This window comes from Marinomonas mediterranea MMB-1 (assembly GCF_000192865.1).
Classification (GTDB): domain Bacteria; phylum Pseudomonadota; class Gammaproteobacteria; order Pseudomonadales; family Marinomonadaceae; genus Marinomonas; species Marinomonas mediterranea.
Genome location: NC_015276.1, coordinates 4,556,595 through 4,574,789, shown reverse-complemented (window position 1 = coordinate 4,574,789; position 18,195 = coordinate 4,556,595). Strand labels below are relative to the sequence as shown.

The window sequence follows — 18,195 nt, the reverse complement described above, 5'->3', positions numbered from 1 at the left end:
CGCTATTAAATAAACTTATCGGCTCACGACGGTTTCGCGCGACACTTTGTCTACACAGCGCACGGCTTTGACGCGTCGCATCACGTCCGCGAGTCCGACGCGGCTTGAAATCGTCACATTTAGACGAAGACGAGAAATTCGTCCGCGCTCGATAATCTTTAAGTCCGATACTTGGAAATCGGTATCACTGATGGACGCTGCGATATCAGCCACCGCGCCACGCTGATTAACGTAAGAGACAATCAGGCTTACATTCAGCTCTTCTTCTATTTCTTTGCCCCAAGTCATGCGAATAAAGCGTTCAGGGCTTTGCAAATGATCTTGGATGTTTGGGCATTGTTCATGATGGATCACAATGCCTTTTTCTACTTGCACAAACCCAACAATAGGGTCACCTGGAATCGGCGAACAGCACTTCGCATAAGAGATCAACATGCCCTCTGAGCCGTTGACTTTAAACGACTTCGGTGTGACTAACTCTTCTTCGTCGTAGTTAGGGAATAGCTCACGTGCGACGACGTAACCCACGTAACGACCTTTACCAATGGATTCTAATAGGTCATCAAACGTTTCTATCTCGTAATGCTTAAGGACGAGATTAATTTGTTCGTCTGTGAGTTCTTCTATTGTGGTTTTGAAGGCATTTAAAGATCGAGTGAGTAAGCGATAACCAATGCTGATTGCATTTTCACGCTGCTTGCCTTTTAGGTAATGGCGAATGTTCGTTCGCGCTTTACCTGTGATCGCAAAACTGAGCCAAGCCACATTGGGTTGCGCGGTTTTCGCAGTAATAATTTCGACGGTCTGACCGCTTTCAAGCTGAGTACTGAGTGGTGCAAGGCGTCGGTTTACTCGACAAGAAATACAGGAATTACCGACTTCTGTATGCACTCCATAGGCAAAGTCGACTGCGGTTGCGCCAGATGGCAACTCGATGATCTTCCCTTTGGGCGTAAAGACATACACTTCATCTGGGAATAAGTCGCTTTTGACATTGTCGACAAATTCCATTGGGTTGCGGGCTTTTTCTTGAATTTCGATTAGGCTCTTAACCCACTTGGTTGCGCGATCGTGATTCGCTGCAATGGATTGCCCTGATGCTTTGTAAGACCAATGTGCGGCAATACCATTGTTCGCGACCGTATCCATCTCGTTCGTTCGGATTTGAACTTCCATCGGCAAGCCATTGGTGCCCATGACCGTCGTATGAAGAGATTGATACCCGTTGGATTTTGGTACCGCGATGTAGTCTTTAAATCGACCTTCGATCGGTTTAAATAGCGTGTGAATTACACCCAATATACGATAGCAGGTGTCGTGCTTGTCGGTCACAATGCGTACACCGACGACATCCATTATTTCTTCGAGAGAGCGACGCTTCTTTTCCATCTTTTTATAGATGCTGTAAAGGTGTTTCTCCCGAATGCTGACTTCAACCTCAAAGTACTCGGATCTTAGCTCAGACTGGAGATACGTTTCCAGCTTTTCCATCGCTTTTTGGCGTTGGCCATACTTCTTATTGATCGCCCGTTCGAGCATATTGGCGCGCATTGGGTAGTAAGCCTGAAACGCAAGAGATTCGAGTGCGAGGCGAACATTATACATGCCAAGTCGATTGGCAATCGGCGCATAGATATCGAGGGTTTCTTTTGCAATACGGCGCTTCTTGTGAGCCGGCATTGCGTCCAGTGTGCGCATATTATGCAAGCGGTCTGCTAACTTCACCATGATGACTCGAATGTCATCCGCCATGGCCATGGCCATTTTTTGGAAGTTATGCGCTTGCTTCTCAAGTTGATCATTGAACTCAAGGTGCGTCAGCTTACTGACACCGTCAACGAGCAACGCGACTTGTTCCCCAAACTGATCAGACAAGGCTTCGCGAGGAATCCCCGTATCTTCGATAACATCATGCAGCAAGGCCGCCGCTAGACCATCACAGTCCATTCGGATGTTAGCAAGAATATCGGATACAGCTAAAGGGTGGGTTACGTAAGGTTCCCCACTTTTTCGGCGTTGGCCGTCATGGGCTTGCTCAGCGTAATAATAAGCACGTTTTACTTTTGCAATCTGGTCGTGAGGTAAGTACTCACTTAGTGAATCTGCAAGACTTTCGATAGTCAACATCGCTCACCCCTTAACAACAACGGTACAACAGAACAGCTTTAGGAGGAGCGACGAATACCATATAGATTAAAACTCAGTAATCGGTTCAACCGCAGGCTTATCCACATTGCCAGCGTTTACTAGGTTTTCAGCGATTTCGCGTAGCGCAACAACGGTCATTTTGTCTTCTTCTAACGCTACTTTTGCTTCTTCACTACCTGTTGCTAACTGACGTGCACGTTTCGCTGCAACCATTACTAATTGAAAACGGTTGTCTACGTTTTCCAAACAATCTTCTACTGTAACTCGAGCCATTTTGACCTCTGAATGTATTTAGCTAATTTCCTGATGTTAATTCTACTGAACCGCCTCTTATAATGACAAGAGATCATTGATCAGATTTGTATGTTTTTCCTTCATTACCGCTGTTTTGGAGCGCATTGCGGTGAAAATTGTCCGAAGCTGAGTAAATGCGTCATCGAAATCGTCGTTCACAATCACGAAATCGTATTCATCATAGTGACTGATTTCATCGACGGCCTTCGACATGCGGCGAGCAATGACCTCGTCACTGTCGGTTCCGCGACCTCGTAATCGGCTTTCAAGTGTTTCAATGGACGGCGGCAAAATGAAAATGCCAATGGCATCTGAGTATTGCTCTCTGATTTGTCGAGCGCCTTGCCAATCAATTTCAAGAATCACATCCAGCCCTTGTTCGAGCATATCGAAAATGGCTTGCTTGGACGTTCCGTAATAGTTATCAAATACTTGGGCGTGTTCGAAAAAGGCTTCCTCTGCGATCATATCCAAGAAATGATCGATATTGGTGAAATGGTACTCACGCCCGTCTTGCTCGCCTTCACGCGCTGCTCGTGTCGTATGAGAAACTGAAATTCGAACCATACTGTCCTCTGCAAGCAACGCTTTATACAGAGAAGATTTACCCGCACCAGAAGGTGCAGAAAGAATAAATAAATTGCCTAGGTGCTTTTTCGCCATTGCCGCCACTTAAGTGAATTGCCAAAAGGGTTGTGACCATTAACTATATCAGAGGATGCCCTGCAACGACTATGCTGGAATGTCAGAAATTGGGGCGCGAAACCTTCCAACCAATCATTGACCACATCACCGCGACCAACCCAAGAATCAACAGGAGTGGATTCCATGTGCCCACTTGATCATGAAGCGCGCCAAAAGTAACCGGACCAATCGCAGCAAGAGAATAACCTAGCAGTTGCGCCATGCCCGATAACTCCGCTGCTTCAAGAGTGTCTTTTGATTTAATGGCAACCAAGGACAACCCAAGAATAAACCCTAAACTGCTGGAAAAACCGAACGTGATTGCCCAAATTACGGCCAATTTCGGCAACAAAAACAAAGCAAAAATAGACAGAGTGCTTGTGCTGGTGGCGAGCAAACAAAGCAGAGGAAAAACACTCTTGCGATTGATAAACGGGGTTAATAATAGAGAAGGTAGGGCGCCCGCAAGTTGCATATAGCCTAGATTCAGCCCTGCGGTTGTTTGGGTGAAATGGGATTCGATCAAAATCGATGGAAACCAAGCTACCATCACATAGTTAAGAAACGAGTTCAGTGCCAAGAAGCCTGAGACCTGCCAAGCGGTAGTCGAGCGCCAAATACTCGTTTTAGAAGGCGGAACAGGCTTGTTATCAGAATGATGAGGTTCGTCTGATTGAGTGTGTTTGGTTGGTTTGTTCTGCTTAATAAAAAAGTAAGCAAGCACAGGTAACAGAACGATACTGGCTTGGCAGAGTAACGCAAAGCGCCACCCTGACTCTGTGTGATTGGATTCTACATACCATAAAGAAAGAGGGACGGATGAGCTGGCAATCACAAATCCGCCGATGCTCATCATCAAAACGTACAGAGCAGTCAATGAAGGGATATGTAACGGGAAATGGCGCTTTAACACACTGGGAAGTAAGGTGTTACCAACCGCAATCCCAGCGCCAATGAGAGTCACCCCGACGACCAATGTGCTGTAACCGTTTGCCGCACGGCACAACATTCCTAATAGAATGAGCCCAGTGCCTACCAACAAAATACGATAAACATCAAAATGCTTCACCAGTTTGGAGGTAAGCAATGCGAATAGAGCAAAGCACACTAATGGAATCGTGGTTATGAGCCCTAACTGGCTGCCGTTTAACGACAGATTTGCTGCAATCTCCGGAATGAGAGGCGAAAAACTGGTAACAGGGCCACGAAGGTTGAGCGCCAGCAGCAAAATAAACGCAAGCAACGCGAGGTTTTCAGAGGTGAATATCCGTGTTTTCGTCGGCATGTGTATCAGGTCTTCTTTTATTGTCACTAATAAAGCAAGCCGATGAACTCGGTCGGGCAAGCAAGAGGGTAATGTCAGTGCAGCGTGTTACCGTCATTGAGGCGTGTGAAAGTATCAAATGGCCGATGAATTGACTACTTTTTATTAGTGTTTATTGGACTTTCTGTGATCACATTCATTTGTTTTAATTCCTCGCCGTGGCGGTAAAAACGCAATAATGATCAGGCACAGCTCGTGTTTTATTGAGACACTGGTTTTGTTCATAACCTCGCTGGGGAGTTGACTGAGACAGTGCGCTATATGGAAAACAATAAACGGAAAAAAAATTGAGAGCGTGTCATGAAAAGTGATCGATACGGCGAGCGAATAAACCTAGCCTGCCGGTATATTGAAGCTAATTTAGATTCAGACCTTACGCTGGATGTGATTTGCGAGAAGGCATTCTTCTCCAAGTATCATTTTTTGCGTTTGTTTTCTGCTTACATGGGGGTTAGCGTTTATCAATTTATTCAGCAAATGAGATTAAAGCGAGCCGCGTATCAATTGGCTTTCTATCCCTCTATGTCTATTACGGATATTGCGTATCAAGCTAAATTTGAGCATGCGGAATCCTTTTCACGTCTCTTTAAAAAACGTTTTCGAATGTCGCCGTCTCAGTTCAGAAAGTCTCCCGATTGGTTGTTATGGCATCGTCATTATCATCATATTGAGAACAGAGCGGAGCCAGATGTGAAAGTAGATATAAGAGATTTGACTGAACTGTCCCTAGCGGTTGTGGAGCATCATGGTTCACCAAAAGCAATCATGGACAGCGTGATGACCATGATACAGTGGCGAAAAAGTACCGGCCTCTCTCCCGTCAAAAAGTCTAAGACCGTTGGTATTGTGTACCATGACCCGAAAAGTGTTCCCGAAAATGAATTTCGGTTTGATATCGGTGCCGAAGTGCAAGCGCCCATTCCGACAAACGAGTTCGGTATCATCAATAAAACGCTTGCTGGAGGTCGGTATGCGATTGCTAGACATTTCGGATCACATGATCAAATAAGCGATACCATCTACGCGATGTACCGTCAGTGGTTACCGCAAAGCGGAGAAGAGCTAAGAGGAGATCCTCTGTTTTTTCACTACCTAAATCGCTTTCCTGACGTCGCTGAGCATGAGTTGATGACCGATGTCTGCTTACCTCTTTCGCCACTCTCGCCCTAATGCCGATGTAAGTTTTCTGTAGGGTGGGTGCTTAATTATCTGAACTTGCGCCGCGGTTTTAGAAAAAAATGTGTAACACCATACAAATAAGCAACTTTATTGTAGCGGAACCGTCTCTAATAGACGGATGCTAATTGAGTATCATGATTATTTTGGAGGATAAATGCGATGATCGGTTCCATTTTAGTAAACACTCCTATTTGGGTTTGGGCATTGTTAGGCGGGCTTCTTTACCTTGGTTGGCTACAGTCCCGTGATCGCCAAGTCTCTAAGTATCGTGCATACCTGATGCCTGTCATTATGGTTACGTGGTCGCTTCACAGTAATGTGTTGAGTTTTGGGGTAAGCAACGACGCGATGGTTTTTTGGGGTGTTGGTCTGGTCACGATGACGTTGGTTGCCAGCCAGTTGTTCCCTGTCAAAAGGGCGTCTTATCACGTCGATGAGCAGACCTACTTTGTGCAAGGTAGTTGGGTGCCCTTGTGTTTGATACTAGGCATTTTTATGACCAAATACGTTGTGGGTGTATTAGAAGCGATGAGGCCTGAATTACTCGCTCAGCCTATAACGGTCAGTCTTCTTTCGATGTTATATGGTGGCTTTAGCGGTCTGTTTGCCTCTAGAGCGGTCAGCATGTGGCGTATAGAAAGAGCAACGCAGCAATTTTAATATGCTTTTTTTGAACACCTGTTTAGTCTTGTATTCTGGTTCAATTGAATTAATCTGTTTGGTAGATAAACAGTTTTGTTTGTCTATGGATTGAAAAGTATAAGTTAAGAAGAAGGAAACAAAAAAGTAGTTGCTTTAAGGTATTAACTTTAAGTTATTAATAGTTTTAGGGTATTAGCTTTAGAAAATACAATTTTTGGCGCAGTAACCAAAATGAAAAATCGAGGAGCTCAAAATGAATTTGGCAGAAAAAGTTAAAAAAATAACAATTGGCCTTACTATGTTAGGCGCTTTTTCCGGAGCAGTGCAGGCAATGGAGCTGATTAAAGACGTTACATATGGTGAGCGTACGCGAAACCAATTGGATATCTATCTACCGGACACCATGAAAGCAGAAAAACCGCCTGTTGTTGTATTTATTCACGGTGGTCGCTGGTTCCGAAACGACAAAACACAATTTGAATTGTATAACCGTGTGCCTCAAGTAACTGATGCAGGTTACGCCGTGGTTGCAATTAATTATACCTACAGCAGCGAAGACATTTGGCCAACGCAACTGCACGATTTACGTGATGCGTTTGATTTCGTCAGAGCCAATGGCGATAAGTATGGTTATGATGCCGATCGCATGGCGGTTTGGGGGCAATCTTCGGGGGCACATTTAGCTTTGTGGGCGGCATTTGATCAGGCGCAAAACCCTGAAACTCAACTTGATGCTTTAGTCTCTTGGTATGCACCTTCCGATCTGATCAGCATCATTCCTGACCGTGCAAACGATGACGTCCCTGACCGTGGAAATATGGCAAAAGAACCGACGCCAGAATCTTTGTTGGTTGGGAAACCCGTACCGGAAAACAAAGCGTTAGCGGATGCTGCGAGCCCTTATCGATTCCTTATGAAATTGCCGCTGAGCACGCCGCTTCCACCAAGCTTGCTGGTTCATGGTGCTAAAGATTTCGTTATTTCTCCGCTGCAAACAGAGCGTCTTTATAATGAAATGAAGAAACGCTCAGGCGTAGAATCGGTTGAGCTTCGTCGTGTTAAAGAAGGCAAACACGGTGGTGATGCGTTCAATGCAGAAGTTCCAGCCGTGATTGAATTCTTAAACAACACGTTTGAAATGTAATACCTGCTAAGGTATTGAATGATAACGGCTGCGTGCAGCGGTGTAGAATGCATCGCATCATCACGCAGCTGTTTTTTTATCGACCTTGCTATCGCTTTTTCTAGCAATACAAATGTTTTATTCTGCTCAGTCTTCTAGGCTTATTAAGGTTTTCTTGTAAAAAGCGAAAGCCTCTGTAGCGCCCTTCACGGCTTCGCTCTCTTGTTCTTCTGTCAGGTTCAACGCATCCAATTGTGCGACAAATTTACGCCAGTGCGGTGCTCGACCTTCCGGGTGTGCTGCTAAGTGTTTAGCACCATGTTCCGCATCAAAATTAAGCTTCTGCGTTTCCTTATACAAAAATGCCGCACCGATGTTGGAGCCTTCAGCGCAATACAACCAACCAATTGCTTGGAAGAGATTTGGCACAGTCGCGAGTTGATAAGATGAGACATTTGGCTCAAGCCCTAGATCTTTTAAATCAGATTCTACTGCTGATAGCCTTGGTAAATCGGCTAATCCAGGGAACCATTCCTGTAAAACATCATTTTGATAAAAAGGCGCGACGCTTAAGTGGAAGATGTGCTGTAGACGCAGAAATTTTGCGTAATTTATGTTGTTCAAAAAGGGTGCGGATTGCATTACAAGTTGATCAACGCTGTCGTGATTGGTTCTGGTTGAAAACTTCAGTCTTTTTGCAAAGGTAAGAGTTTCTGGCTTTTCTTGAATAGTTTCCATTGGGCACCTCGATAACATTTGAAATTCTTAAAATAATAAGAACTGACTGATCAAATAGCCATGAGATTTATATTAAGAAAAACTCATAGTTATTTGCTTTTTTATACACGACTTGGTCGTGACCAAACCCAAATAAAACTAATGCTGATGCCAATTAGACCAAAACTAATCAGATAAATGTGGATGCCGCTATAAAATAAAAAAAAGACACACAGAATCATGCTGATCGATGAGAAAACTTTATTATTGAGTGATATAAATTTTCCATTTTTCCAGTCGTTTAAAACCGGGCCAGTGAAACGATTGGTGTGTAAAAGATGATAAATTTTCGGTGATCCCTTAGCAGAAGACCAAGCGCACAATAATACAAACTCCGTTGCCGGAAAACCTGGGGTAATGACACCAAATATCGCCAGCCCTAAACTAATTACGGCGATTACTTGATACATAAATTGTTTACTTTTTGTCAGCACCTTATTTCTTCGCCCTTATTCTTCATATTCCACACCGACTTCCCCAGAAAGTCTCTTATCCAACACAACAGAATGATAAAGCAGGCGATTTATGGACGTCGATTCCATTTTTTTACTGCCCAACAAACCACTGTTTATTATCAAATCATCATTGTAACGGCATAACTGAATAACTAAAAAGGAGGCCGTATTGCTATCGGGGTCTTCTTCTGGCATTTGATCTGAATAGTACTTCCCAGAGCTCTTTTCAGCACAGACATCGCTTATCTCTCCCCGCCTAATGGGCGACCAATCCATTGATCTATCTATATTGACCTTGGATACAATCAATTCATACTCTTCACCCACTGAGTTATCAATGGTGTGTTCAATTAAATAGTCAAAACTGTCGGCATTCCACTCCTGCTGATTGGCCAAAATAGAAGCAAGATTATGAGATGCCTGCTCCATATCGCCCCTCATACGATTGATGTTGTATAAGTCGGTGCTTACTAACAATATTCCAAACATTATGGGGAGCGACAAAGCAAATTCAATAACGGTTGCCCCGCTTTCGTTGGCTAAAAAGCGTCGACGCATTAGGCTTCGTCTCCTAATAGATCGCCTAAAACGTGTCGGTATTCATGCTGGAATGAATCACCGAGGCCAAAAAACTGAGGCAATGGCGTTATAAAATTCTCATTTAGATACACACTAAAGTTAAGAATTGGCAAAGAGTAGTACGTATTTTCAGACTCTTTGACATCTGCAAATTCATTTAGGTTTGAGAATCGCTGTAATTCAATTTGAATACTGTCTTCATGAATCATATTAAATGAGTGCGCAATGATATTTTCACTTGTCGTGGTTTTTATCTCTTCTTCAGTTAAGGTATTAAACAGAGCATCTTCTCTAAAACTCTGCACACTTTGCTCAATAGAAACGTCGACTAAGGTAATAACAAGTGCGATTCTTGCCAGCTCAAAAAACATCATCAATATAAATAAAATCACGGGGAATATAAGAGCAACTTCGATTGAAACAACGGCATCTTTATTCCTTAAAAAATGCGCAATAGAGCCCATTATTCCAGATCCTTTAATTGAATAGGCGTGTTGCTTAGCGCAAAAAGTTCAGTCTCGATGGCAACGCCATTTTCCACACGATGAAGAGAAGATGAATATTGATCGAGTATTTGTTCCGTGTTCTGTTGAGGCAGTGCTTCTAGTAAAACTTTCCTTGCCATGTCTTCTCTATGGTTAAAAACATACACCAAGGCCAAATTAAGACGAGTCGAAATGGCCATGTTATTGTGTTTTGTCCTTAATAAACTAATGGCTTTTTGATGTTTTCCCAGAGCGAGCCACGTTAGAGATAAGTTATTTACCACCAATTTACTTGATGGGGATAAGTCGATGGCTTTTTGTAGATGTTTTAAGGCTTCAGGAAAGTTTCCCTGCTTATTTAAAACAACGCCCATACCATTCAATGCGACAACACTGTTTGGGTTGGCCTGAAGAGCGCATTGAAAATTAGAGGAAGCCTGTTCGAACTGTGATAGCGCCAGATGAGCACGGCCCATGCCGACGCAAATTGCCTGCGTTTGTTCCGAAGTTATGTTGCCATCTAACGCCAATTCGGCGCGCTTAAACAAGGCAATGGCCTCCAGTGGAGGCAAAAAAGACGCAGATATGCTGGCATATTCCAATACAAAAGCGCCTTCTAATTGGCCTTTTTCATCCATATTTTCGTAGACTTCATAAGCGGCTTTATAGCGGCCATTGTCTCTTAATAAATGCGCCAATTTTAGCGCTTCCTCTGCACTTTCTGCTTCGTAGGGCGCGTTCTCAATCACTGGTTCGCCGTCTTTTATCACTTGGCTGGAGCACCCAGCTAGCATTACTAACAAGAGTGCGGTTGCGGTTAGAGAGCCAAAACGGAATGAATTGTGAGTGTTTTTTATCAGTGACATTGTTAACTTCCTAGCATACGGATAATGCGAATCATGGCGGGCGTTCCCATCATGGCGATTACGGGAGGTAAAATGAAAACCATCAGCGGGACACTTAATTGAGCCGGTAACTTTCCCGCTTTCTCTTCCAACTCTAAAACCATGTTTTTTCTACTTTCTACCGAAATGGTACGTAGAGCCTGAGACAGGGGAGTGCCGTAACGTTCTGCTTGTATCAAGGTCGATACCATGGCTGCGACGTTATCGACACCACAGCGGTCGGCCAAATTCATTAACGCTTTTGATCGATCACTGAGGATTTGTAATTCAGCATGCGTATAACCGATCTCTTCGGCCAATTCCGGTGAGGAAAAAGCCAGTTCTTTAGAAACGGTTTTAAAAATACGCCCTAGGGGCAAACCTGCTTCCGCGCAAATGACCATCAAATCCAATGCATCCGGTAAACTGGATGACAATTTTCCTCCACGGCTGGCTGCGCGCATCTTTAACCAGATTTCTGCACTGAATGACGATAAAAAGAGAATAATCAAACTGCCTGCTAAAGCGCTTAAGCTGAGTCGGTCGCCTTTTTCTAATACAAAAAAGACAAACATTACCGATAAGAAAAGACCCACTGCCAGCTTGCCGAAGGTATAAAGTCCTAAGGATTGAGAATGTCGTAACCCCGCCATCAACAATAACTTTCTCGTTGCAAAACGATCGCTTTCGGTTCCGACCAATTCTTGGCCGATACGATCGATAGGAGCCAAGCATTTACGCCACCATGAGGTGGCCATATTGGCTTCAATCAAAAGGGACGCTTCGTGTGCTGTAGTAGAAGCATGATCTTGCTGTGACGCCAACCGCTCGGCCAACGTCTTAGGTTTGGTTCGCACATACAGAGCCAGTAAAACCATGCCCGCAGCGCACAGAAAAAAACCTATGAGTGCTGGGAGTATCATCTGTTCGTTCATCGAATCACCCGTTTGATCATAAAGTGCGTAATTGCCAATCCAGTCAGAACGCTGCCAAACGCATAGATCAAGACACTGTTTCCCGTGGGGTCGCTTAGCAAAAACTGAAAATCTTTGGGAGAATTGAAATACATATAGGCTAAGGATAAAGGCGCTAACATCGCCACAATCACCGCGGAGGCTCTCACTTCTGACGTTTTGGCGCGGATCTTCAGAGCCAATTCCTGACGTTCGCGTAATGTTTCAGAAAGACGCTCTAACGTATCACTCAGTCGTCCCCCGGCTTCTTGGTTAATCACCAAAATGACCGCAAAAAATCGATATTCATTAAGAGGCACGCGGATGGCGGAATCTTGCATTGCTTGACGCAATGACAACCCTAGCGATAGCCATTTATCAATGAGGGCAAGTTCTTTTGCCAAGGGACCCGGTAAGTTGTTTGCAATGAGTCCAAATGCGTTGGTTGCAGGTACGCCCGCTTTTACGACACGTACAATGGAATCAATGGCCTGTGGTAAGTTTTGCTTAAATTCTTTTAAATGCTTCCCCATCGCATTGCGGTACAACAAAACAATAAGGGCGAAAAAGAACCCTAAGGACAACAACACACTGGCTCCAATGGGGAATTGACTGCTTTTGCCCAAGGTAAAACCCAGCAGCAAACAAGGTGTGGCTAATAGTGTGGCTCTAGAGCGCCATTTTTCTTGCCAACCGAGCAAGGAAAAATCGAGCCAAATACGGTTGATCCAGCCACCGATAATAGGCAAATCAAACCAAAACGATTCTGCATTGTTTCGCTTAATGTTCATCGACTCTTCAACGGCAGCACGTTGGTTCATGGTTAATTGCTGCTTCAATGAAGTCAGAAAGGCTTCGCTCTGTTTCGCTTTCTTGCGACTTTGAACGCCTAAATAGACCAGTAAAAATGCACCGAGAATTAAGCTGAAAATTACAACGGGAAGCAGGTTAAATGCGCTCATTTACTCAACGTCCTGAAAATAATGAGAATGAGTGGCATAGAACGCGGGCCGTTGACCTGAGGATACAAATTCCCCGACAATTTTACCCAACGAATCAACGCTGTCAGTTCGAAAGCCGAATATTTCTTGAGTTTGAATGACATCGTCTTCCATACCACACACTTCTGTCACAGAAACAATTCGACGAGAGCCATCTCGCATTCTTTCAACTTGTACGACCAAATCGACCGCACTCGCGATTTGTCGTCGTATGGCCTCTTGCGGCAACTGCATTCCCGCCATCATCACCATATTTTCAAGCCGCATAATGGCGTCTCGTGGGGTGTTTGCATGTACCGTACAAAGCGAGCCGTCATGTCCGGTGTTCATGGCTTGTAGCATGTCAAAACTTTCGCCACCTCGAACCTCACCCAAAATAATACGATCTGGTCGCATCCGTAACGCATTTCGCACTAAATCGCGTTGATCAACTTTCCCGGTTCCTTCCGCGCTGACAGGGCGAGTTTCTAAGCGCACCACGTGAATTTGTTGCAATTGAAGTTCGGCAGCATCTTCAATCGTGATGATTCGATCATCACCGCTGATCTCTTGAGATAAGGCGTTAAGAAGCGTTGTTTTACCTGCGCCCGTTCCGCCAGAAACAATGATGTTTAATTTACCCTGCATCGCTCTGCGCAGCACTGTCACCATACCAGTAGATAGGGCGTTTCCGCTTTCTAACACTTCTAATGACATGTTGCGGCGCATGAATTTCCGTATCGAAATTGACGTGCCATCAATCGCAAGAGGGTGCGTGATTATATTGACTCGACTGCCGTCCGCCAGACGCGCATCCACCATGGGTTGAGTTTCATCGATACGGCGGCCAACGGCTGCGGCAATCCGTTGCGCAATGTTCAATACATGCTCTTCGTCAATAAATCGGATGGTCGATAACTCAAGCTTTCCGTAGCGTTCAATGAACACTTGCCCAGCACCGTTTACCAAAATATCGTTCACGGAATCATCGGCCAATAAAGGTTCAATTGGACCAATTCCGATCATTTCATGAAACATTTCACGGCAAATGGTTTGCTCATCATCGAGTGATAACTGCAATCGGTTGTGGTCACAGATGCCTCGAATGATCGATTCAATTTGTTGATTCAGTTGCTCGTGGCTTAGAGTGGCCGCTTTAATAGGGTCAATTTGCTCGTAGAGTTTCTGGCGAATCAAACGTTTATTCTTATAGTTTAAGTCGCTGGACTCATCAGCCATTTTATACCGTGAAATTGGCTGATCATGCGGCTTGTCTGTGCTCCCCGATGGAGAGTGTTCGGGCGCTTTCTTTACCGTTTGCTTTTCTTTTAAAGCCGACTTAATGATCACAATCGTGCTCCTTTCAGGCGCAGCTTCTTGCTTGTGTTATTTGGTCGAAGTTTACTCAAAAAAGACGCCATAAAAGGGAGCGAAGAGGAGAGTTCTTGAGGTTCTTTCCCGCATGCCAGATCCGTAAGATGCAGCAAATGTCGTGTTAATTCAGGGAACGCGTCAAATGACAATTTACCTTGCAGTAGACTTTTACTTAAGCCGCCTCCCACAAAGGGCAGTTGCATGTCGATTTTTCGTCCCACAAATTCTTCAAAAGCGGTTTGAGTAATCACATCGACATTCTGTTGGCGACAGGTATTGCGCACTAATAAAATGCGCTGACCGTTTGACTCATCTCCGATTTCGTTGAGTAATCTCAGGGTATTTCTCGCATCGGCCACGGTCAGATCAACCAGAATAATTCGGGCCTGGCTGTGCTTTAAGACTTCCAATGATCCATAGGGTTGAGAAGAAGGTAAATCCCAAATCACTTGATTAAATATACGGCACAGCCCCGCCCCTAACAGCAATAGCTGATCGGTATCGTCGATGTCTTTTGCTTGATAGTTTGGTTGTTGTGCCAGTAGGCTCAAGCGCCCGTCAATTTCTGTCATAGAGCGTTCTAGCAAACGCGAATCGATCTTGTCGGTCTGTAATACGCTGTCTAAGCCAGACTCGCCTTGCGCCCCTAGCATCAGATCAAGACAGCCATTTTTACGGTCAAAATCGACTAAAGCTGATTTAAAGTAGCGTTGATTTGAAAGCAACCTTCCCAATGCGTAGGCAACGAGTGATGTGCCGATTCCACCTGAAGACCCTGTGACAGAAATAGTGCGACCTGTGCCGAACGATTCACTTTCGTCGCCTCTGCGTGCCTTTTGGATCATTTTGGCCATCATGTCTAAAGGGGCGGGTTTCACCAAGTAATCAAACACCCCAATGGAGAGCAATGCGCGGTATTGATCAATACTCTGATCTGACCCCACGACAATCAGTTTGCTGGTGGGACTTGTTCGCTCTATCAGTTCGGCCACGGCGAGCAAAGGCGTGTTCACTTTATCGATATCCGCAAAAATAAGATGAGGAATGGCGTTGTGCTTACACCACTCATTAGCCGCTGAAATACCGCCAGAATGCACCACATCACTGGCGTACCCCAGCCTCACCAAACGATCACAGACGGCCGCTTTTTCTTCTTTTTGCGCAGTAAAATAGACGATTGAAGCCGCTTTCTCAGTTTGCATGTTTATATCACTCATCTTGCATCTCCAAGCTTAGTCTTCATTGAAATCGATATCTAAAAGCGGTGTCACGTCAGATTCGTGATAACGTGTCATCGCTTCAACAGCATGAACACCATCAGCGTCATCCAGTGTCCTGCCACGAATGAGATCACGAGGGTCGGAAACCATCTGCGCAATATTGGCTCGATTGGCACACCCCAGTGTTCCAATTGACTCATATGAATGTACTGACCAAGCTTGTGAATCCTCAATGCTGCAATCCTTTGTCACTACCACCATGGCTTCAGAGGTGAGCGACAGATCCCATTTGTCTTGTTTATCGTTTTCTAAATCAGGCTTGATGGTCGTGGCTTGGTATTGAATGGGCAAAATCTTGAGCTTGCTTTCCTGAACACCCAGCGACAACAACGAATCTTTTAAATGCGAAGCGAATACATTGCCTTTGTCCGTATAAGGCTGAAGCCTAATGACTTGGCTGGATAAACGCCCTTGGTTTCGTAACAAAGCATTCAAACCATCAAGAGCAGACTTTTTTAAACTCCCGTTTTCTTGCAACTGCAATGAAATAGACGAAACCGTTGGCTTTACGACAAACGCTGGAGTGCCTTTTTCCGCTTCAGAAGAACCATTTCGTAGACGATGAACGGTGTGATCACAGCCACTTAAAAAAAGTAAAAACACAATACTTATGGAAAAAATACGCATACTAGAACCCTCTTGATCAATATAAATAACCGGCCGATGCTAAAGGCGGTAAATGCGCGTCAATCGTGCTGATGCCTTGTGCCGGGGATTGAAGATTGTTGGCTGACGTAGGTTCGACAATATACGCCGTTGCAATAATGACCAGCTCCGTTTCTTCCTTTTGATTTATTTCCGTTTCAAACATGCGTCCTAGTACGGGAATACTGCGTAAGCCAGGGACGCCGCTTACCGTTTGACTGACACTGCTTCGAAGCATCCCGGCCAGCGCAAAACTTTGACCACTGGCAAGCTCAACGGTGGTATTCGCCCGTCGAACTTTAAAGGCTGGAATTGTTGTGTCATTAAGCACAACGGATCCATCATCCGATAGGTCACTGACTTCAGGGGCAATGTGCAAACTGATTCGATTGGGTGATAGGAGTGTTGGCGTCATGCGCATAATGACCCCATATTGTTTATATTCAATGGTTACGCTGTTGTTTGTCTGAATCACGATAGGCACTTCTCCGCCCACCGCAAATCCCGCTGTTTCACCCGACATGGCGGTCAAGTTAGGCTCTGCTAAAATACTCGCCATTCCATCATTAGAAAGCGCTGAAAGTACGCCACCCACGTCGCCTATGGTGCCGCCCAACACCCCCAAGGAGATACCACTTCCATCGAAGACACCTGTTGAGGCATCGAATAAGCTACTGCCGTTACGGATAAAACCTGTGTTGTTGTCAAACAATGTATCCCAACTAAACCCTAAGGCGTGAGTTAGGCTACGAGACACTTCAACGATTCGAACGCTGATGTTCACTTGCGAGGACAAGGCAACTTTAAGCTGATTAACAATTCGTAGGCTTTGGTTGCTCTGACCGCCCCGACCGCCCCGACCGTTTGCTGATGTGCTGGCTCCTAGATACGACTCCACACTGCTAATGACTTGTTTAGCTTGCTGCGGAGTTTGAACGGTTCCTCGAACAATTAATCCTTTATCTGTTGCTGGACCGACCTGAACTTCTGTTCCGGGAACCTCTTTTGCTACCTGACGGGTTAATCCCTCTAAGTCATAACCTGATGTTAACGTCACCGCAATAATCACATCGTTGTTTTCATCTAACGCATATAAGGTTGTGTCCCCCGGTGCTTTGGCAAACACGAAGACATTATCCGGTGAAGGCATTTGGAAGCTGGCCACTTCTGGATTGGCGATCAATACCTTTGACGCGGCTTTTGGCAAATTAAGCAATGTGCCTTGGTTTACGTGCAGCTTAACTTGACCACTGACAGCAACTTCTTCGAATCGAGACTCGGCGATACGACTATTGTTATCAGCGGGTTGATCCACATCATAGGTGGCAAAAGCGAGCGTTGACTGAACGCTGCAAACGGCAAACAATGTTAAAAAATAGTATTTGGAAAACATCAAAAAAATTCCATTGTAAAATTAACTAAGCGGTTCATGAGCCGCACTTAATTCATGAATTCTGCGGTATCTTGCTCTTCTCCTCGGAACATCAACACAGAGGTCATATCGTCGTCTTCCATTGGTTTGAAGCTGTCATAAATGTCAGTCACTTGTCCTAACGTGGTGACTTCACTTTGAGATTCTTTTGAATCTTTTTCAGGGGAGGTAGACAAGGCAAGGTCTTGACCTTGAACGCTTCTTAGCGCTAATTGCAATATCCCGACTTCACGCGCAACGGTGAGCCGCTCAACGTCTTTGGGAAGCACTTCTAACGTGACGGTTTCGTAGGATTTACGCTTGTTTGAATCGGTTTTCTTCTCTTTCTTTGATTCGACTTTCTGTACTTTTTCTCGAAAGGCGTCCAGTGTGCCGTTCAGCGATAAGACACGGACATTTCGCAACAAGGTTTGCGAGGCCAATTTTGGAAGCTTAATGGTCGCGAGTGGATTGTTATCAGCCCCTTGCTCATAATCTCTTTTTAAACTCAAAATCACATCGACACGATCGCCACCTGAGATTAACCCTGCATTACTCGTTACTACATCAGCTGGTATCGCCACCGCTCTCATTCCCGGCTTTAATACTGATGCAATGAATCCAGGCTCACCCGGAGATACCAGCAAGTCGCTTTCTAATTCTGTTCCGGCTGGAATCGGTTGCGTTACGGTCGCGCCGTACAGTTGGCTTTTTTCATCCAACCCTTTTAGGAAAAAAGCATCTTCTGGATACTGTTTGTCTGCAGCTCGCCATTCGATGGACGTTGCGTTCATAAAGTCCCCCGGCCTTAACGTATTTGACGCCACTAGCACCGCGCGATAATTGGGCTTTTTCGGCACAACTTTAGTTACCGTTTTTGGCGGTGGCTCTGAAGTCAAAAGAGCACTACCAAGAAGCGCACCGCCTAATGCGAAAATCAGCGCACCAGACACGAAAAAAACAGATGAAGCTTTCATT

The 18,195-nt window shown here is 44.9% G+C and carries 19 protein-coding genes; 3 read left to right on the top strand and 16 right to left on the bottom strand.

Features of this window, described 5'->3' with window-relative positions; genetic code table 11:
* Positions 1-15 precede the first annotated feature (15 nt).
* The 4 genes from MARME_RS20740 to MARME_RS20725 form a co-directional block, all read right to left on the bottom strand.
* Positions 16-2,127, bottom strand: coding sequence for a RelA/SpoT family protein (locus MARME_RS20740; protein WP_013663230.1), 2,112 nt, complete (start codon positions 2,125-2,127; stop codon positions 16-18).
* Between the two features lie 66 nt (positions 2,128-2,193).
* Positions 2,194-2,421 (bottom strand): DNA-directed RNA polymerase subunit omega, encoded by a 228-nt coding sequence (gene rpoZ / locus MARME_RS20735; protein WP_013663229.1) that lies wholly within the window; start codon positions 2,419-2,421, stop codon positions 2,194-2,196.
* Positions 2,422-2,478: 57 nt separating this feature from the next.
* The gene (gene gmk / locus MARME_RS20730) at positions 2,479-3,105 is read right to left on the bottom strand and encodes a guanylate kinase (RefSeq protein WP_013663228.1); all 627 of its coding nucleotides are present in this window, start codon (positions 3,103-3,105) and stop codon (positions 2,479-2,481) included.
* Positions 3,106-3,187: 82 nt separating this feature from the next.
* Positions 3,188-4,411 (bottom strand): MFS transporter, encoded by a 1,224-nt coding sequence (locus MARME_RS20725; RefSeq protein WP_013663227.1) that lies wholly within the window; start codon positions 4,409-4,411, stop codon positions 3,188-3,190.
* Positions 4,412-4,750: 339 nt separating this feature from the next.
* Here MARME_RS20725 and MARME_RS20720 point away from each other — a divergent pair, with 339 nt between their 5' ends.
* From MARME_RS20720 to MARME_RS20710, 3 genes are all read left to right on the top strand, one after another.
* On the top strand, positions 4,751-5,620 hold the full coding sequence (locus MARME_RS20720) for an AraC family transcriptional regulator (RefSeq protein WP_013663226.1): 870 nt from the start codon (positions 4,751-4,753) through the stop codon (positions 5,618-5,620).
* 168 nt (positions 5,621-5,788) lie between these two features.
* A complete protein-coding gene (locus MARME_RS20715) occupies positions 5,789-6,289 on the top strand; it encodes a DUF6622 family protein (RefSeq protein ID WP_013663225.1) in 501 nt (166 codons plus the stop codon).
* 235 nt (positions 6,290-6,524) lie between these two features.
* Entirely contained in the window at positions 6,525-7,415 is an 891-nt protein-coding gene (locus MARME_RS20710) for an alpha/beta hydrolase (RefSeq protein ID WP_013663224.1), read from the top strand.
* A gap of 126 nt (positions 7,416-7,541) precedes the next feature.
* On the opposite strand, the gene MARME_RS20705 is transcribed toward MARME_RS20710, so the two are convergent.
* The 12 genes from MARME_RS20705 to cpaB form a co-directional block, all read right to left on the bottom strand.
* A complete protein-coding gene (locus MARME_RS20705) occupies positions 7,542-8,132 on the bottom strand; it encodes a biliverdin-producing heme oxygenase (protein WP_013663223.1) in 591 nt (196 codons plus the stop codon).
* A gap of 101 nt (positions 8,133-8,233) precedes the next feature.
* On the bottom strand, positions 8,234-8,581 hold the full coding sequence (locus MARME_RS20700) for a YbaN family protein (protein ID WP_223294995.1): 348 nt from the start codon (positions 8,579-8,581) through the stop codon (positions 8,234-8,236).
* A gap of 39 nt (positions 8,582-8,620) precedes the next feature.
* Positions 8,621-9,184, bottom strand: coding sequence for a TadE/TadG family type IV pilus assembly protein (locus MARME_RS20695; RefSeq protein WP_013663221.1), 564 nt, complete (start codon positions 9,182-9,184; stop codon positions 8,621-8,623).
* Positions 9,184-9,669, bottom strand: a complete 486-nt coding sequence (locus MARME_RS20690) for a TadE/TadG family type IV pilus assembly protein (protein ID WP_013663220.1) — start codon at positions 9,667-9,669, stop codon at positions 9,184-9,186. The genes MARME_RS20695 and MARME_RS20690 overlap by 1 nt, the downstream gene beginning before the upstream one ends.
* A complete protein-coding gene (locus tag MARME_RS20685; RefSeq protein WP_013663219.1) occupies positions 9,669-10,556 on the bottom strand; it encodes a tetratricopeptide repeat protein in 888 nt (295 codons plus the stop codon). The genes MARME_RS20690 and MARME_RS20685 overlap by 1 nt, the downstream gene beginning before the upstream one ends.
* Positions 10,557-10,558: 2 nt before the next feature.
* A complete protein-coding gene (locus MARME_RS20680; protein ID WP_013663218.1) occupies positions 10,559-11,509 on the bottom strand; it encodes a type II secretion system F family protein in 951 nt (316 codons plus the stop codon).
* Positions 11,506-12,489, bottom strand: a complete 984-nt coding sequence (locus tag MARME_RS20675; RefSeq protein WP_013663217.1) for a type II secretion system F family protein — start codon at positions 12,487-12,489, stop codon at positions 11,506-11,508. Before MARME_RS20675 ends, MARME_RS20680 begins: the two co-directional genes overlap by 4 nt.
* Positions 12,490-13,857, bottom strand: a complete 1,368-nt coding sequence (locus tag MARME_RS20670) for a CpaF family protein (protein ID WP_013663216.1) — start codon at positions 13,855-13,857, stop codon at positions 12,490-12,492.
* The gene (locus MARME_RS20665) at positions 13,854-15,098 is read right to left on the bottom strand and encodes an AAA family ATPase (protein WP_013663215.1); all 1,245 of its coding nucleotides are present in this window, start codon (positions 15,096-15,098) and stop codon (positions 13,854-13,856) included. The genes MARME_RS20670 and MARME_RS20665 overlap by 4 nt, the downstream gene beginning before the upstream one ends.
* 15 nt (positions 15,099-15,113) lie before the next feature.
* Positions 15,114-15,788 carry a CpaD family pilus assembly protein gene (locus tag MARME_RS20660; protein ID WP_013663214.1) on the bottom strand — a complete coding sequence of 225 codons (675 nt, stop codon included), beginning with the start codon at positions 15,786-15,788 and terminating at the stop codon, positions 15,114-15,116.
* Between the two features lie 16 nt (positions 15,789-15,804).
* Positions 15,805-17,199, bottom strand: a complete 1,395-nt coding sequence (locus MARME_RS20655; protein WP_013663213.1) for a type II and III secretion system protein family protein — start codon at positions 17,197-17,199, stop codon at positions 15,805-15,807.
* A gap of 47 nt (positions 17,200-17,246) precedes the next feature.
* Positions 17,247-18,194, bottom strand: coding sequence for a Flp pilus assembly protein CpaB (cpaB, locus tag MARME_RS20650; protein ID WP_013663212.1), 948 nt, complete (start codon positions 18,192-18,194; stop codon positions 17,247-17,249).
* Position 18,195 lies beyond the last annotated feature (1 nt).

Excerpts from the sequence above, each read along its gene's own strand:
- MARME_RS20715 (WP_013663225.1), top strand. The coding sequence starts at position 5,789 with ATGATCGGTTCCATTTTAGTAAACACTCCTATTTGGGTTTGGGCATTG.
- MARME_RS20680 (WP_013663218.1), bottom strand. The coding sequence starts at position 11,509 with ATGAACGAACAGATGATACTCCCAGCACTCATAGGTTTTTTTCTGTGC.
- MARME_RS20660 (WP_013663214.1), bottom strand. The coding sequence starts at position 15,788 with ATGCGTATTTTTTCCATAAGTATTGTGTTTTTACTTTTTTTAAGTGGC.
- MARME_RS20705 (WP_013663223.1), bottom strand. The coding sequence starts at position 8,132 with ATGGAAACTATTCAAGAAAAGCCAGAAACTCTTACCTTTGCAAAAAGA.
- MARME_RS20725 (WP_013663227.1), bottom strand. The coding sequence starts at position 4,411 with ATGCCGACGAAAACACGGATATTCACCTCTGAAAACCTCGCGTTGCTT.
- MARME_RS20740 (WP_013663230.1), bottom strand. The coding sequence starts at position 2,127 with ATGTTGACTATCGAAAGTCTTGCAGATTCACTAAGTGAGTACTTACCT.
- MARME_RS20655 (WP_013663213.1), bottom strand. The coding sequence starts at position 17,199 with ATGTTTTCCAAATACTATTTTTTAACATTGTTTGCCGTTTGCAGCGTT.
- MARME_RS20695 (WP_013663221.1), bottom strand. The coding sequence starts at position 9,184 with ATGCGTCGACGCTTTTTAGCCAACGAAAGCGGGGCAACCGTTATTGAA.
- MARME_RS20665 (WP_013663215.1), bottom strand. The coding sequence starts at position 15,098 with ATGAGTGATATAAACATGCAAACTGAGAAAGCGGCTTCAATCGTCTAT.
- cpaB (WP_013663212.1), bottom strand. The coding sequence starts at position 18,194 with ATGAAAGCTTCATCTGTTTTTTTCGTGTCTGGTGCGCTGATTTTCGCA.
- rpoZ (WP_013663229.1), bottom strand. The coding sequence starts at position 2,421 with ATGGCTCGAGTTACAGTAGAAGATTGTTTGGAAAACGTAGACAACCGT.
- MARME_RS20720 (WP_013663226.1), top strand. The coding sequence starts at position 4,751 with ATGAAAAGTGATCGATACGGCGAGCGAATAAACCTAGCCTGCCGGTAT.
- gmk (WP_013663228.1), bottom strand. The coding sequence starts at position 3,105 with ATGGCGAAAAAGCACCTAGGCAATTTATTTATTCTTTCTGCACCTTCT.
- MARME_RS20710 (WP_013663224.1), top strand. The coding sequence starts at position 6,525 with ATGAATTTGGCAGAAAAAGTTAAAAAAATAACAATTGGCCTTACTATG.
- MARME_RS20700 (WP_223294995.1), bottom strand. The coding sequence starts at position 8,581 with ATGTATCAAGTAATCGCCGTAATTAGTTTAGGGCTGGCGATATTTGGT.
- MARME_RS20675 (WP_013663217.1), bottom strand. The coding sequence starts at position 12,489 with ATGAGCGCATTTAACCTGCTTCCCGTTGTAATTTTCAGCTTAATTCTC.
- MARME_RS20690 (WP_013663220.1), bottom strand. The coding sequence starts at position 9,669 with ATGGGCTCTATTGCGCATTTTTTAAGGAATAAAGATGCCGTTGTTTCA.
- MARME_RS20685 (WP_013663219.1), bottom strand. The coding sequence starts at position 10,556 with ATGTCACTGATAAAAAACACTCACAATTCATTCCGTTTTGGCTCTCTA.